The organism is Frateuria soli (assembly GCF_021117385.1).
Classification (GTDB): Bacteria; Pseudomonadota; Gammaproteobacteria; order Xanthomonadales; family Rhodanobacteraceae; genus Frateuria_A; species Frateuria_A soli.
Map to the genome: position 1 here is coordinate 2,244,025 of NZ_CP088252.1, position 15,326 is coordinate 2,259,350.

The window sequence follows — 15,326 nt, forward strand, 5'->3', positions numbered from 1 at the left end:
CAACCGACCGGTTGCCTCCGTCCCTTTTTCCCCGTGGCCCGGGTTTTCAGGCCTGCTGCGCGCCCTCGGCATGCATCGCGTCCTCGCGAGTCCGGTGCACGGTGCCGGGCGCGTGGTGTGGCGGCGCGTAGACCGTCACCAGCCGCAGGCGCCTGTCGCCGGTATTGCGGATGTCGTGGCGTGTCCCGGCCGGCACCAGCAGCAGCTCGCCCTTGCCCAGTGGCCGGCGCGCGCCCGCCACGACCGCTTCGCCTTCGCCCTTGGCTACGAGGAAGATCTGGTCGTTGTCCTCGTGCACTTCCTCGCCGATCGCTTCGCCCGGTCGCAGGCACATGAGCACGATCTGGGAATGGGGTCCGGTCGCCACCTCGCGGCGGAAGTCGCGGTTGTGCCTGGCCAAGTCGCGGATCGAATCGTCTGGGGCGCGCATGTCGTCTTCCTCGGTGGATAGCGGGTGGTCGTCCGCGCGGCACGTCACCAGGTCCGTGTGGCCGAAGCCCTGCGTGTAGTCGAGCACCGAGATCACCGTCGGCTCGACGCGGAAGATGCGCACCTGGTCGGCGGTGGGCATCGGGACGGGCAGCGGCGTTGCCGGCTGGGGATACCTGGTGGGCAGCAGGCGCAGGACGCGCTCGGCCTCGCCGGGATCGAGCACCGGCCTCGCGCGCGCGGCCATGGACAGGCCGGTGATCGCCATGATGTCCGGCGTGTCGTGGTCGATGGTCAGCGACACCCGGTCATCGCGCGCGAGGTTGCGGGCCTTCTGGCTGTCCAGCCCGCACAGGAAGTACAGCACCAGGCCTTCGTTGACGTAGCCCACGGTGGTGGCCTGCGGCCAGCCATCGGGGCGCAGCGTGGCGACCGTCATGATGCGGTGCGCGTCGAGCAGGTCGAGGATCCTGCGCCGGATCGCTTCGTCCATCGTCAGCCCTCCTGTCGGATGACCCATCCTTCGCACGCGCCAACGCCGCGATATTGATGCTGGTCAATTCCGGGCCGATCGACGCCCGCGGCCATCGTGTTCACCATCCACGGCCGTCCAAACGGCGCACCAGCGCGTGACGCCCGGCGAGCGGAACGACGGAGCGACGTCCATCATCACCTTGCCGCATTCCTTGCGCCCGCACTTGCGCGGCATCGTCGTTGGGTGAGGTTCCGGCCAACGCCGATCGTCGGCTTGCCGATGTTGGGCGCCCAGGTCTGGCCCATCCCCGACGGCTTAATCCCTCCGGCCCCTTTTTTTTGGCCGGAAACAGCGCCAGCCCATCAGGAAAGCGCACTCTGACCCGGAGTTTCCGCCCGACGGCTGTGACGCCTGCTTGATCCTCGCCCAGGTAGTTTGGACCCGATCGGCCCCGGCACGGCTTGCCCGAACAGCCCGGCGGACCGACGTCATGTCGCCGGTCCGGCGGACACCGCAAGCAGGAGAAGGGTTTGGCCGAAAGGACACAACACCGCATCGGATGGGCCGCCTGGCTGTTCATCGGCGCCAGCGCCATCGCGCTGCTGCTGGGCTTCTACGACTACTTCGCCGCGTGGGGCATCAACCACACGCTCGGCGCGCTGATCGTGCTCTGCGCCAGCGGCGTGCTGCTCGCCGCGGCCTTGCTGGTCTGCCTGGTCGACCTGGCGCATGGGGTCGCCGTGACCGCCCATGTCGTCATCGCCATCGACCTGCCGGGCATCCTCGTCGCCACCTGGTTTCTGGAGGCTTACCCGATGCTGGCGTTCACCGTGCTGGCCGCGATCGGCTGGATGGCCTGGCTGGTCCTGCGCAAGGCGCGCGTGCGTCGGGAGTACGCGGCATGATGCGCCCGCTCGCTACCGCGGCGCTGCTGACCGCGATCGGCATCGCCTCGGCGTCGGCGCAGAACGCCCCCGGCGAACGGCCAGGGACCGATTGGGCGACCTTCAACGGCAATCTGATGGCGCAGAAATACTCGACCGCCGGCCAGATCACGCCCGAGAACGTGGGGCGCCTGCGCAAGGCCTGGGAAGTGCACACCGGCGATGTCTCCGACGGTAGCGGCGACGTCCCGGTCACCTACTTCGAGGCGACGCCGATCTTCGCCAACGACACCGTCTACGTCGGCACGCCGTTCTATCGGATCTTCGCGATCACGCCCGATACCGGCCGCGTGAAGTGGGTCTTCGACCCGCACGCCAAACTCAAGGCGCTCACGCAACCGGGCATGAAGTCGCGCGGCGTCGCCTACTGGCAGGCGGCGGACCCGCAACCGGGCCAGCCGTGCCAGAAGCGCGTGTACATCGGCACGATGGACGCCAGGCTGATCGCGGTGGACGCCGATACCGGCAAGCTGTGCAGCGATTTCGGCAAGGCCGGCGTGCTCGACGTCAACCAGTGGAACGACGTGCACGACAAGTGGCCGTTCTCGCTGTTGCAGCCGCCCACCGTCTACAAAGACACGCTGGTGCTGGGCTGGGCCGGCAAGGACTGGGCGCTGAAGAAGGCGCCGGTCGGGCTGGTCTTCGGGCTGGACGCGCGCACCGGCGCGCTCAAGTGGACCTTCAATCCCCTGCCGCCCAAGGCGCGGGCCACCTCAGGCACGGCCGACGTGTGGGCCAGCATGTCGGTCGACCCCGAGCGCGGCATCGTGTACCTGCCGGTGAGCTCGCCCAGTCCGAATTTCTACGGCGGCAACCGCAAGGAACCGATCCCGCACGGCACCTCGGTGACGGCCATCGATGCGCAGACCGGCAAGACGATCTGGACGCACCAGCTCGTCCACCACGACGTGTGGGACTACGACACCAACTCCGCACCGAGCCTGGTGGACATCCACAAGGATGGCAAAACCATCCCGGCGCTGGTCCAGTCGACCAAGATGGGCTACCTGTTCATCCTCAACCGGCTTACCGGCGAACCCATCTACCCCGAGCGCGAAGTGCCGGTGCCCCAGTCGCATGCGCAGGGCGAGCAGACCTCGCCCACCCAGCCCGAGGTGCAGCGGCCGGTGCCGCTGGTCCCCGATCGCTGGCCCGGCGTCTCGACCATCGCCGACATCGCCAGTTTCGGCTGGTGCAGCCGCAAGGCGCACGAGCTGCGCTACGAAGGCCGCTACACGCCGCCCAGCGTGCAGGGAACGCTCGTCTATCCGGCCACACCCGGCGGCGTCGAGTGGGGCGGCGGCGCGGTCGATCCGGTCAGCCAGACCTACGTGGTCAACAACTCCTACACCGCGCAGATCTACCGCCTGATCCCGCGCGCCGAATACGAACGGGAAACACGCGACAAGACGCCGAAAAGCTGGCACCCTATGAAGGGCAGCCCCTATGGCGTGGAGGTGAAGAACTTCACCAACTGGCTGGGCATGCCGTGCTGGAAGCCGCCCTACGGCTCGCTGACCGCGGTCGACCTCACGACCGGGCGCATCCTCTGGAAGCAGCCCTTCGGCGAGGTCCAGAAATGGGGCTTCTACATGCCCGATTCCTGGGGCTCGATCACCATCGGCGCGCCCATCATCACCCGCACCGGCCTGATCTTCATCGGCGCCTCGATGGACTCGCGCGTGCGCGCCATCGACGAGCGCACCGGCAAGGTGCTGTGGCGCGGGCGAGTCGATGCGCCCGCGGTGGCGACGCCCGCCACCTACATGTACAAGGGCAAGCAATACGTGGTGTTCGTCGCCGGCGGCAACCACCTGCTGCTGCCCAAGGTGAGCGACCAGGTCATCGCCTTTTCGCTGCCTTGAGCCATCCAGAAATTATTCCTGCCCCCTCTTGCCGGCCAGCCTGGACGGCTTAGGCCTGCGGACGTCGCGCCGGAGGGTCTGACTTCCTCCGTCCCGGTTTCTGCCTGGGCCGCCCGGTCCGGTACGGGACCGCAGTCGCCGCCGCGCTCAGACCGCTCGCTGGACGAGGCTCAATTCCCTCCATCCCCTTTTTTGGCGTCCCCTTTAGGGCCGGTTTCCTCACGCCGCTCTTTTCTGCGCTGGCGCAGCCGGCGATACCCGGTCAGCTTCCCGGCTTCCTCGTCCCACAGACGCAGTGCGAGCGACTTCAGGCTGGCGCCGAAGGTGACCGGCTTGATCTGCCGGAAGATCGGATCCGAATCGTGGCAACGCTGCAGGTTGTAGTTCGGGATCCGCGGGCTCAGATGATGGATGTGGTGGAAGCCGATGCTGCCGGAGAACCACTGCAAGATCGCGGGCAGCTTGTAGAACGAGCTTCCCTGCAACGCGGCCGCGGTGTAGTCCCAGTCGTCGCCGCGTTCCCAATACGCATCCTCGAACTGGTGTTGCACGTAGAACATCCAGACACCCCCAGCGCCCGCCGTCATGGTCACGATCAACTGGACCAGCAGAAAGTCTTTCACGCCCAAAATCCAGCTCATCGCAACCGCATAGCACGCGACGGCAAGATTCATCCACCACACCGAGCGCCGCTCGCGGCGCCCCTTCGTGGTGGGCACGCGCTGCATGACGACAAACAGGAACACTGGCGCGACGAGCAGGAGAAAGAAGGGATTGCGGACCACCCGGTAGGCCGCGCGCTTCCACCGGGGTGCGTCCAGGTATTCCTCGACCGTCATGGTCCAGACGTCACCCGTGCCGCGCTTGTCCAGATGGCCGGTGGTGCCGTGATGGATGGCGTGTTCCCAGCGCCACTGGTAGTAGGGCGTGAATGTCAGGACGCCGGAAACGAAGCCGAGCACGTCGTTCGCGCGCTTCGACCTGAAGAACGATCCGTGCCCGCAATCATGAAAGATGATGAAGATGCGCACGAGAAACGCACCCGCCAGCGCGGCGAGCGGAACCGTTGCCCACCAGGACACGCCGAGGGTGAAGTAGATCAGCACCCACAGCGCTGCGTAGGGTACGAACGTATTCACCACCTGCCACAGCGCCCGCGGCGTGGATGGCTGCTGGTATTTCGCGACGATCCGCTGCCAGGTTGCCTTGTCGGTGCCATCCGCCCCGGGTGTCGCTGCTGCCTGCCTTGCTGTCATGTCGCACCATTCGCGGCCGTTCCGGCCACCCTAGCACCCGGCAGGTGCATTCAAGGGCAGCCCGCGCGGAGGGGCTTGATCGGGATCAAGCAAACGGTGCGAGAACGTGCTATCGCGCAAGATCGCCGCAGGCTGTCGGATAGGCCAACGAAACGCGCTGTCAGGGAAGCGCGGTAAGTGAACCTGGGCCGGTCCCGCTCTCTCGGACACCACAAAGCGAGGACAATCCTCGCACGGAGGTGTTCGATGGAGAAACGGCAGCGGTTTACCGCACAGTTCAAGCGTGAGGCGGTCCAGCTGATGCGCCGGTCCGGGCGTCCAGTAGCTGAGGTGGCACGCGAGTTGGGCATCCCTCGCAATCGACTCTACAAGTGGGCCGATGAGCTGGAGTCCAAGGGCGAGCAGGCCTTCCGCGGCAGCGGCAGGCCCAAGGCGAGCAGCGACGAATTGGCGGCTTTGCAGCGCGAGGTGGCGCGGCTCAAGGAAGAGAACGAGATCCTAAAAAAAGCGGCGGCGTACTTCGCGCGGGAGCTGCGGTGAAGTACGCCTGGATCGCAGGCCAGGCGAAGGAGTACCCGGTGCGCTCGCTGTGCCGGGCGCTGCGTGTGTCGCCGAGCGGCTACTACGCGTGGCGCTCGCGCCAGCCGAGCCGCCGGGCCTGTGAGGATCAGCGGCTCCTGGAGCGCATTCGGTGCCTGCATGTGCAGACCCGCGAGGCCTATGGCACCGAGCGGGTGTGGCGCGCCCTTCGGCAGCAAGGAGAGTCCTGCGGGCGTAACCGTGTGCGGCGGCTTCGCCGTGACCACGCCATCCAGACCCGCCGTCGCCGGCGCTACGTGCAGGCTCGCGCGACCTACCAGCGTGTGCCTGCCGCGCCCAACCACCTCACCTGGCCTTTCCATAGCCCGCGTCCGAACGCGGTATGGGTGGCGGACATCACCTTCGTACCGACACATCGCGGCTGGCTGTACCTGGCCGCCGTGCTCGACCTGCACAGCCGTCGAATCGTCGGCTGGGCCATGGGCGAGCGTGCCGATCAGGCGCTCGCCAGCGAGGCGCTTGCCATGGCCCTGGGGCGCCGCAAGCCGGCCAAGGGCGCCATCCACCACAGCGACCAAGGCTCGCAATACACCAGCAGGGCCTACCAGCAACAACTGCAGCAAGCGGGACTCACCGCGAGCATGAGCCGCAAAGGCATGCCCTATGACAACGCGGCCATGGAAAGCTTCTTCAGCTCCTTGAAGCAGGAGCTCACCCACCACCAGCCCTTTGCCACGCGTGAGGAGGCGCGCACCGAGATCTTCCGCTACATCGAGGGCTTCTATAACCGCCAAAGGCTGCACAGCAGCCTTGGCTATCGCTCACCCGAGGCCTTCGAGAGACTGGCTAAAGGTGCTTAATTAGACCGTCCGAGAAAGCGGGGGTGGCTCAATCTGACCCCGTTCGCCCTCACCTGCGTCTCTCTACTTGCCGGCATATGTTGCTTCGAGCCACCCGGGTGATGCACGATTCAAAGATGGAAGATGCGGTCAGGGGGACTGCCCAATGGAACTACTTTTCCGTCAGTTGCCGGACAACGAAATGGAGCGCCCGCCCACCCAGCGGGATCAGTTCGACAACGACGATGTTGAGCTCGTTGATGCCCTCGTTCGAGAGTCCATCCAGAATTCGCTCGATGCGAACGACCGTTCGCAATCAAAGTCCGTTCGGGTCTGCTTCAACATCAAGAAGTTTGGTGGAGAGGAACTGGAAGAAGTCCTCAGTTTGATCAAGGCAGAGGAGCTCAACCCTCATCTTGCGGCGACAGGGTTGGCCCCCCTCGATGAGTCGGCAGAGCAGTTTGTTCTCACGGTTGAAGATTTTGGCACCACTGGCCTTACCGGGTGCTGGGACGCTTGGGACCAAAAGCCCTTTTGCGACTTCTGGCGGCGCATGGGCCGATCGCACAAGGGTGGCCAGTCGCTGGGTAGATGGGGGTTGGGAAAGCTGGTGTTCTCGAGCTCTTCGCGGGCTCGGGTGTTCTTGGGGTTGACCGTTCGCCATGATGACGGCGAAGCATTGTTGATGGGCCAGGCTGTGCTTACCCATCACACGTTACCGGACGGGACAAGACTGGACTCGCACGCGTTCTATGCCGTGGAAGGCGCCAAGCGTTTCCAGTTGCCGGAGCGCTCCCCGCGGGAGATCGCCACCTTCAAAAAGCTCTTCGGGTTGCAGAGGACAACCGAACCGGGCCTTTCAATTGTCGTGCCTGCCTTGAGAGAGAACATCACGATTGAACGTATCTCGCAGGGTGTTCTACGAAACTACTTTTTTCCGATCCTTTTTGGCAGGCTGGAAGTGCAAGTTGGCGATGTCCTCATCAATGAGGCCACTTTCGCCAAGCTGGCGGAGAAGCTCGACGCCGAGAACTTCTCTGGTGGCCATCTGGCTTCTTTCATTCAGGAAATGAAGGCCACCCGGGATCCGGGCTTTGTGCCTTCGCTCATCCTGCCGCCAGACTGGCACAAGAAGGACATGGAAGGGGTCCTGGCAGGACAAATTGAAGGGTTGCGCCAGCGCTTCGCCGAGGGCCATGTCGTGATGGTTAGAGCGCCCGTGCTGATGAAGCGGAAAGATGGAACGGAGCTTCCTTCCTTCATTGATGCATTCCTCAAGCGCGCGCCGACAGATCACCCCTCGATGTTCGTCAGGCATGCAATTGTCTTGAACGCCGAGCACAAGTACTTCAAGAGCCGTAAGGTCTTTGGTGCGCTCATCGCAGACGACACGGCTGTATCTGAGTTCCTAGGGGATGCTGAGAACCCTGCGCATACTGGTTGGTCGGCATCTGCGGAAAAGGTCGCAGCCAAATGGCGCAGCGCCCGAGAGCGCCTCAGTGACATTCGCCAGCTTTTGAAGCGGCTCCACAACACGTTGGTCAGTGCGGTCGAGACGGTAGACAAGGATGCGCTTGTCAGCGTCTTTTCGCTGCCCGCAGAGGATGGATCCAAGCAAGCCGCGCCTAAGGGAAACGAAGCCAAGCCTCCCAAGGTTCCGCTCATCGAGGCCGCGCCTCGCAGCTATCGTCTGAGCCATCTGCCGAACGGCTTCAAGTTACAAGGTGGAGCGATCTCGGAGGAGGACCTGCCCATCACCATTCGCGTGCGCGCTGCATATGATTTGCTACGAGGCAACCCGTTCAAGAGGCACAGTGCCGCTGACTTTGACTTTACAAAGAAAGGAGCCGTGATCGAGAGTTTGGGTGCAGCAGTGAGTGCGGCTTCCGCCAACATTCTTCTTGTTGAAGTGAAGAACCCTCGCTTTGTCGTCAACGTGACGGGCTTTGATACGAACCGCGATCTCATCTTGGACGCGGAGAAGGTGTCATGAGCCGGCGATTCAACTACACGGGACGAAAAAAGTTGCTGCGCTCGGACGTTCGGATCCGCGTGCAAGAAGGTAAGAGCGGCCAAGCTCAAACGTTCACCGCTGACGTCAAGGTTCCGCCTGAGTTAAAGCTGGACCCGCAGGCGCGTGTTTATGTCGAAGCGTACGTCGGTGCATCTTCCATGCGCTTCGACTTCGGAACGGTCGCTGCGGTGACGGCCCCCGACGACTGCGCACTTACTGAGATCGACGAGGGTACGCCTGTTCTCTTCAGGGTCCGGGTGGTTGACGAGACTCAGCATGTGGGCCGCGTTCTCGCCGCCGCCAACGGCATCCGGCCGGAAGGAGAGGACGATGGCAAACACCGGAAGTCCCTGCTACCGCTTCGCAGTTGTGACCTCGGAGAAGAAATTTGGCACCTGAAATTCGATCCTGACGCAGGGTTTGAACTGGCGGTCAACAGTCGAGTTCCCAACATCATGGAAAAGCTCAAATCCGACTCGGTGCTCATGGGACTCGTCTATCCAGAAGTCGTTCGGCAAATAGCCCGCCGCATCTGGGAAGAAGATGCCACCGTTCCGGAAGATGCTGACTGGCTGGAGGACTGGAAAACGTGGCTGGAAGGGCTGTTGGGACGCGCGATCTCCAAGGAGGAGGCGCCTGAGATCGATGAGATAGCAGACGACATGGCTAGGAGTTTTGCTACCAGACACAAGTTTGCTACGGCCATGGCGACGTTGACAGGAGAAGAGCCGGCATGAGCAAAGTGCGCGTTCTCAACGATGCAGGATTGCAGCGCTTTCGTGAATACTTGGGTGCGGCCAAGGCCAGCCCCTCGTTGCCGCCACCCCGCGAAATTCTTGACGACGGCAAATTTTCGGAGCCCTTCGTTCCCGATGTGGGAGTGGAGTACCAGCAGTTCGAGAACGCCTATGAGCTGGGTGTATATCTCAACACTGCGCTTGCAAGTTGCGAGGCAAGGGAGATCTCTCGCAACCACGCGTTGTGGTCCTGGCTGGCGTTGTTCTTCTTCGATGTGATCGCCAAGTCCAACGCATCAGGTGAAAGAAAAATTCTCCAAGAAGCGGTCTATGTGCTGGACAAGGGGTTCAACTTCCAGCGCTACTACCGCCATCAGGTTCGGACCCCTTGGCTGGCTGTCCGTAAGCACGGGGAGAAGGCGAAGGTCTTGCTCGTCGCTGGCGGTGGAGGCACCCGTACAGAGGTGGGAGAGCAGCTAGGCGCTTACCCCGACCTCTTCGGTTGCGACAACATCATCGCTGCCGCCTACCAGATGTACTTCGACGAGGAAGCGCAGAAGCCGAAACGGGGCACCAGTGGCAAAGGGAACGGAACACCCCGGCGCTTGGCTGCGGTTGTCCGTCAGTTGCAGCTTACCTACGACCTGAACGATTGCCCTGTGCAAGAGCTCTTGGACCTTCTTCCCAAAGAGTTTTCCAAATGGATGCCTGAGTCGGTTGTCGCCTAGGAGCGAACCGATTTCCATGTTTGAGTTCAGTTCGTCGAACGCCGCCACGTCTTTTTTCGTCGTCCCTAAACTGGCAGGATTAATGAAGGGCGTCTGGCCCTCACCTCGTCATCGAAGAATTGGCTGAACGTAATGACATTAGGGCAGTCACTATAAGCCGACTCCTTGGCCTTTTTGAGCGACTCTGGTACCACAAGGGAGATGGCGTTCCTGCCCATTTCGTCAATAGCTTCTCCGGATACACGGTCGTCAACAGTTGCTAGGAAAATGGCGCCAAGCGGCTTTTCCAACGCCAGTTGCTTCCAGCGTTCGCGGAGGGTGGTTTTCAAGGAAACGATGACTGCATCGCCCCTTGCGTTCAGCTCTGTGACGTCAGGCAATACGAAGTCGGGACGCCTGCCGCCGAAGACGGCTTGCGCCTCATAGCGGACACGGCCATCCCTGAAAAGCCTTTCCACGTGGTACTCGAACGATAGGCCTGCCCGACTTTTCCTGGTTTGTGCCGCACTGAGGAAGATCGAGTCCAGTTCGGCGAATCCTCGGACAAGGTTGGCAACCGGATCCCCGTTGCCATGAAGGAGGATTCGGGCTACCTGAGCGGCACGGAAGCGAAGCTCTGCCTGCTTGTAAAGGGCGTATTCGATATCCCGGCTGATGCGCATGACGGCATCGCCGGGCTGGCTGACGGAAAACGGGTTCATGTCGCGCAAGCCGTTCTCGCCTAGCCACTGTGCCTGTGCCTGTGCAGCGAGGCGCACGGGGGACGGTAGCGCTTGGCCCCGAATGAATTGCTCGAGCGTTCCGTCCTTGACTGCCTGCATCAATTCGGCAGTGAGTTGGTCTGTTGCAGACGCCGCCGCGGCTAGCGACGCAGGATCGAACAGGCCGTAATGGAAGTCGGCACCGAGTTCGAAAGCCGTCTCGATGATCTCTGCTTCTTCGCTTACCGAATCAACCACCATGAACCAGTAACTGGCTCCGGACACCGCTTGCTCGGATTTCCCGGCCAGGAGCAACGATGCCGGCGAAAGCGCCCGGAATTGCTCTCTGGACATTCCGGTGTGCTGCCACTCGTATCTGGGCTTGGCGTTTGCCGTGCCGGGATTTCGCTCCGAGAAGTATTTGATCCTGGAGGTCCTGACTTCGCCTGATGCCGGCCAAAAGGTTGGATATTCGACATCAAAGATGTGCGGCTTGTCCGGATTGGTATTCCTCAGTTCCGGAAAAAAATCAGATTCGGCGATGGGGCGTGGAATAAAAAAGCCGTTCTGGTGGCCGTTCTTGGCGCTATCGGCCCAAGAGGTGTCATTGCGTGCGAGCTTTTTGATGAAGATTTGCTGGCTGCGCTTGATCCACGAGGAAATCTCGTTCCATTCGGGGTGGAGTCCCATCGTTACTCCCTTTTTTGGATTTCCCGAGCGAGCCCTCTCAGGCTGGCCTCGTCCAACTGGCAACCCCAGATTACCAGCACGCGCCAGCCCAGTGCTTCCAATTGCTGCCTGACCTTCTTGTCGCGGCGAACGTTGGAATTGAATTTCTCCTGCCAAAATACCGGATTGCTGGCCGGTGTCGTGGCATAGGGGCAATCTTCGTGCCGGTGCCAGAAGCAGCCGTGCACGAAGACCACCGTGCGGTACTTGGGGAACACCAGATCGGGCTTGCCGGGCAGTTTCGCGTGGAGCCGGAAACGCAGCCCGGCCCGGTGCAGGAAGCTGCGCACTGCCAGTTCTGGCCTGGTGTTCTTGCCACGAATGCCGGACATCATCCGGCTGCGAGTGGCTCGATCCACGATGTCCATTGGACTCAGGCAACCAGCAGGGACTTCTGCTTGGCCAGTTCCGGATCAATCAGTTCCATGATTCGCGGCTTCATTGCGCGGGCAACTTCTCGCATCACCGGCATGACCACGCTGTTGCCGAACTGCTTGTAAGCCTGCGTGTCACTCACCGGGATGACGTAGTCGTCCGGAAAGCCCATCAGACGGGCACACTCGCGTGGCGTCAGCCGGCGCGGGCGCTTCCGCGGTCCTTGGGACACGAGGATTTCCGAGCCATCCTTGTAGTAGCGGGCGGACAGCGTGCGCGCCACGCTGTCCGGACCGACTAGCCCAAAGCCGAAGCCGTTGCCCGCAGCGCGGTGCTTTGCCGCGTAGGCCTGCAAGTACGTCCAAAGTTTGGGCGTAAGCGTGTACCGCTCATCCACCTTCGCCTTCGGGCCGCCGGTGTAGTGCGCCTCCGGTCTTTCACTGCCGTCCTGCGGATGCAGGATTTCCTTCATGGTCGGCCTGTGTTCCGGCAGGACAAGATCGCCAAAGCTGAAATCGGTCTTCTCGCGGAAGCCTGCGATCAGGATGCGCTCGCGGTGTTGAGGCACGAAGTGCGCACCGTCCACTACCTGGCAGGTGATGTGGTAGCCCAGTTCTTCCTCGAGCACCTTCTTGATGACCCGAAAAGTGTTGCCCTTGTCGTGGCTGACCAGGTTCTTGACGTTTTCCAGCAGGAAGGCTGCAGGCCGCTTGGCCGCAATGATGCGAGCCACGTCGAAGAACAGGGTTCCCTGCGTCTCGTCGGCAAAGCCGTGGGCGCGACCCAGCGCGTTCTTCTTTGAGACGCCGGCGATGCTGAAGGGCTGGCAGGGGAAGCCAGCCAGCAGCACATCATGGTCGGGGATGTCGCGTTCGTCGACCTTGGTGATGTCGCCTTCCAGGGTATGGGCCGATTCTGGGAAGTTGGCGAGATATGTCTTCTGCGCGTAAGGGTTCCATTCGCTGGTAAATACGCAGCCGCCGCCGTGGGCTTCAAATGCCATGCGGATGCCACCAATGCCGGCGAACAGGTCGATGAATCGGAAGTCGCAATCCTCCGGCTCGCCAAGGTTGGTCAGCGGCAGCAGGCGCTGGCGGATGGCGTCGGCCAGATAGGGCGGAGGGTCGGTTTCCCCCACCTCCCAGCGCCGGATGTTCCGAGCTGTCGTGTTCAGCAACTGGGCAAGTTGTTCCTGGGTGTAGCGCCTGCGGACTTCGCAAAGGAGCTTGCGGGCTTCGGACATGGCAACGGGCTCGGCGGGACGGAATGCGGACATTGTGTCCTATTTCCATCTCAAAGTTCGAGACCGAGCTAACACACGCCCTGCGGCTTGAAGCGTCCCGCCCACAGCGACGGCGTGCAGGCCCGGCGGGCTTTTCGGGTGGCTCGTTGGGGCGTCAACAAAACCCGTGCCAGAGTGCACTTTCCTGACAGGCTGGCGTTGGCTCGGCTGATGGCCGCGAAGTGGCCGATCTCGCAGGCATGGTCGCGTGGCCGGTGACCCGGGCGACTACCGGTGGTCGAGCTACGGCGCCAACGCCAGAGGGGTGCCGGACCGCCTGGTCACGCCCCACCCGAACTTCCTGGCGCTTGGCACCGATCCGGAATCACGGCAAGCCGCCTACCGTGAACTGGTGAAGCAGGCCATCCCGGATGATGACCTGGCAGCCATCCGCCTCCACCTTCAGCGCCAGCACGCGCTGGGCAACGAGCGCTTCCGCGCCGCGATCGAGGCGCAGCTGGGCCGCAGTGCCGGGCCGGCGAAGATCGGGCGCCCTCGAAAAGCCGCGGAAAGAGCACGCTGACCCGGCTTTTGTTTCGACCCCTTTCGGGCATATTAGTGGTCATGCGAACCTCGATTTCAGGTTGCTTTCGGTTCTCGGCAGCAACCAGCACGCCACCGCGACGGCCGTGCAGGCGGCGGCGGCGACTCCAGCTCCCAACGCGGGCCATCCGCCGGCTACGGTGAGGGCGGCTCCGGCGGCTGGGCCCGCAACCAGGCCCAGGTTGTTGCCCTGCATCATCATTCCCAGGGTCACACCCACTGCGGCGGGATGCGGTGCCTGTGACGGAGCCTCCGCGAAAAGCGCGGGAGGCACGATCCCAGAGACCACTGCAAAGGCTACGACTAGGCCGAAGCGCCATGCGGGGCTGAGGGGTGCTGCTGCCACTACCAGCGCGAGCACTGCGCTGGCACCGAACGCCCAGGCCAAGGCAGAAGAGGGCCGTGCCCCGTGCGCAGCCAGCGCCCCGCCCAGCAGGTTGCCCACTGCGCCCGCGCCGATCGCAAGCGCAGTCAGCGCGTTCGCCTTAGCCGGCGTGGGCGCCAGCCCGTCGTGCAGGACGACGGGCAGCAGCCCGAATAGAGCAAACCACGCTCCAGCATAGAGCATGAACAACAGCAGCAGGCAGATCGGCCCGCGCGCCAGCAGCGTTTGGCGCAGCAAAGCTGCGGTGCTTGCGTTTTCACGCGCAGCTGGTATGCGGGGCGCAAGCCACGCCACGGCGCCGGCGAAGACCAGGGCGGTGGCGCTGCCCGCCCACCACAGCGCGCGCCACCCGTACAAGAGCAAGCAGGGGGATGCAAACAGGATGAGCGCCATGCCGGCCGGCATGAAGGTGCTCCAGGCAGCCAACGGGCCGGCGGCGTGGCGTCCCGGCGCGATGTGTGCAATAAGGGCGGGGGCGGCCACGATCGCGCCGAGGAAGCCAATGCCCTCCACGATGCGGCTTGCGATCAGCAGCGCGGGGCCTTGGGCCATGGCGCCAGCCGCCGACGCAATTCCTTGCAGAAGCAGGCCGGCGATCAGCGCGCGGCGAGCGCCGAACCGGTCTGCCGCCAGACCGATGGCGATACCAAACACCGCCCCTACGACGCCGAAGGCGGACAGCAGCCAAGCGGCTTGCGATAGCGGCATGACCAGCGCCGACTGCACGGCCTGCATCGCGGCGGGCGCCTTGCCCACCTGCACGGCCGAGACGACGCCGGCCCCGACCAGCAACAAGGTGGCGGGCCATGGCGACGGCGGGAGCGCGCGCGTCATGCCGCTTCCCGGTTGAGCCGGCCGAGCAACAAATCGTGCGTGACGCGAGTGACGTGCGCGCCCTGGAAGCGCGCGCCTTCCAGCTCGTTCGTGCTGGGTTGCCTATCGCCGCCTTGCCCATCGTCGGCGATGGTTGACGCTCCGTAGGGGCTGCCACCCGTCACCTCGTCCATGCGGTTCTGCCCCTTGAAGCTGTACGGCAGCCCGACGATGAGCATGCCCAAGTGCAGCAGCGGCACGTGACTCGTGAGCAGCGTGGCCTCCTGCCCGCCGTGCTGCGAGCCGGTAGAGGTGAAAACGCTGCCAACCTTGCCGACCAGCGCATCCCGCGCCCATAGCCCGCCCGCCTGGTCGATGAAGTTCTTCATCTGCGCTGCCATCGTGCCGAAGCGCGTGGGCGTGCCGAAGAGGATTGCGTCGTACTCCGCCAGCTCCTCGACGCGTGCAACAGGCGCGGGCTGCGACAGCTTGTAGCCCGCACGCTCGGCGACCTGCGGCGGGACCAGCTCGGGCACACGCTTGAGCCGTGCCTCTGCCCCAGCCTCTTCGGCGCCCTCGCGCACCGCGCGCGCCAGGGCTTCCACGTGGCCGTACGACGAGTAGTACAGCACCAGCACACGGGGTCGGATGGTCATGTGGTTTCCTCCATG

General features: G+C 63.5%; 15 protein-coding genes. 8 read left to right on the forward strand and 7 right to left on the reverse strand.

The annotated features are described in order from the left end of the window. Positions 1-46: 46 nt before the first annotated feature. On the reverse strand, positions 47-922 hold the full coding sequence (locus LQ771_RS10300) for a pyridoxamine 5'-phosphate oxidase family protein (protein ID WP_231349317.1): 876 nt from the start codon (positions 920-922) through the stop codon (positions 47-49). Positions 923-1,434: 512 nt separating this feature from the next. On the opposite strand from LQ771_RS10300, the gene LQ771_RS10305 reads away from it, so the two are divergent. Together LQ771_RS10305 and LQ771_RS10310 are read left to right on the forward strand one after the other, a co-directional pair. Then, positions 1,435-1,809 carry a hypothetical protein gene (locus LQ771_RS10305; protein WP_231349318.1) on the forward strand — a complete coding sequence of 125 codons (375 nt, stop codon included), beginning with the start codon at positions 1,435-1,437 and terminating at the stop codon, positions 1,807-1,809. After that, entirely contained in the window at positions 1,806-3,713 is a 1,908-nt protein-coding gene (locus LQ771_RS10310; protein WP_231349319.1) for a pyrroloquinoline quinone-dependent dehydrogenase, read from the forward strand. Before LQ771_RS10305 ends, LQ771_RS10310 begins: the two co-directional genes overlap by 4 nt. 170 nt (positions 3,714-3,883) lie before the next feature. Here LQ771_RS10310 and LQ771_RS10315 read toward each other — a convergent pair whose 3' ends face one another. Beyond that, complete coding sequence (locus LQ771_RS10315) at positions 3,884-4,969, reverse strand: fatty acid desaturase (RefSeq protein WP_231349320.1); 1,086 nt, start codon at positions 4,967-4,969, stop codon at positions 3,884-3,886. 246 nt (positions 4,970-5,215) lie between these two features. On the opposite strand from LQ771_RS10315, the gene LQ771_RS10320 reads away from it, so the two are divergent. From LQ771_RS10320 to LQ771_RS10340, 5 genes are all read left to right on the forward strand, one after another. Beyond that, complete coding sequence (locus LQ771_RS10320) at positions 5,216-5,509, forward strand: transposase (protein ID WP_231349321.1); 294 nt, start codon at positions 5,216-5,218, stop codon at positions 5,507-5,509. After that, positions 5,506-6,369: an IS3 family transposase gene (locus tag LQ771_RS10325; RefSeq protein WP_231349322.1), complete on the forward strand. Its 864-nt coding sequence runs from the start codon at positions 5,506-5,508 to the stop codon at positions 6,367-6,369. Before LQ771_RS10320 ends, LQ771_RS10325 begins: the two co-directional genes overlap by 4 nt. A 145-nt stretch (positions 6,370-6,514) precedes the next feature. Continuing rightward, positions 6,515-8,341, forward strand: coding sequence for a hypothetical protein (locus LQ771_RS10330; protein ID WP_231349323.1), 1,827 nt, complete (start codon positions 6,515-6,517; stop codon positions 8,339-8,341). Next, positions 8,338-9,099: a hypothetical protein gene (locus tag LQ771_RS10335; RefSeq protein ID WP_231349324.1), complete on the forward strand. Its 762-nt coding sequence runs from the start codon at positions 8,338-8,340 to the stop codon at positions 9,097-9,099. Before LQ771_RS10330 ends, LQ771_RS10335 begins: the two co-directional genes overlap by 4 nt. Continuing rightward, entirely contained in the window at positions 9,096-9,827 is a 732-nt protein-coding gene (locus LQ771_RS10340) for a hypothetical protein (protein ID WP_231349325.1), read from the forward strand. Before LQ771_RS10335 ends, LQ771_RS10340 begins: the two co-directional genes overlap by 4 nt. 65 nt (positions 9,828-9,892) lie before the next feature. Here the strand turns inward: LQ771_RS10340 and LQ771_RS10345 are convergent, their stop codons facing one another. The 3 genes from LQ771_RS10345 to dcm are packed head-to-tail and all read right to left on the reverse strand — an operon-like array spanning position 9,893 to position 12,875. Continuing rightward, positions 9,893-11,218 carry a type II restriction endonuclease gene (locus LQ771_RS10345; protein WP_231349326.1) on the reverse strand — a complete coding sequence of 442 codons (1,326 nt, stop codon included), beginning with the start codon at positions 11,216-11,218 and terminating at the stop codon, positions 9,893-9,895. Between the two features lie 2 nt (positions 11,219-11,220). After that, complete coding sequence (locus tag LQ771_RS10350; RefSeq protein WP_231349327.1) at positions 11,221-11,625, reverse strand: very short patch repair endonuclease; 405 nt, start codon at positions 11,623-11,625, stop codon at positions 11,221-11,223. Positions 11,626-11,630: 5 nt separating this feature from the next. After that, entirely contained in the window at positions 11,631-12,875 is a 1,245-nt protein-coding gene (dcm, locus tag LQ771_RS10355; protein ID WP_275045637.1) for a DNA (cytosine-5-)-methyltransferase, read from the reverse strand. 247 nt (positions 12,876-13,122) lie between these two features. On the opposite strand from dcm, the gene LQ771_RS10360 reads away from it, so the two are divergent. Further along, complete coding sequence (locus LQ771_RS10360) at positions 13,123-13,437, forward strand: hypothetical protein (RefSeq protein ID WP_231349328.1); 315 nt, start codon at positions 13,123-13,125, stop codon at positions 13,435-13,437. A gap of 39 nt (positions 13,438-13,476) precedes the next feature. Here the strand turns inward: LQ771_RS10360 and LQ771_RS10365 are convergent, their stop codons facing one another. Further along, positions 13,477-14,676, reverse strand: a complete 1,200-nt coding sequence (locus LQ771_RS10365) for an MFS transporter (RefSeq protein ID WP_231349329.1) — start codon at positions 14,674-14,676, stop codon at positions 13,477-13,479. Continuing rightward, positions 14,673-15,311 carry an NAD(P)H:quinone oxidoreductase gene (wrbA, locus tag LQ771_RS10370; RefSeq protein WP_231349330.1) on the reverse strand — a complete coding sequence of 213 codons (639 nt, stop codon included), beginning with the start codon at positions 15,309-15,311 and terminating at the stop codon, positions 14,673-14,675. The genes LQ771_RS10365 and wrbA overlap by 4 nt, the downstream gene beginning before the upstream one ends. Between the last annotated feature and the right edge of the window lie 15 nt (positions 15,312-15,326).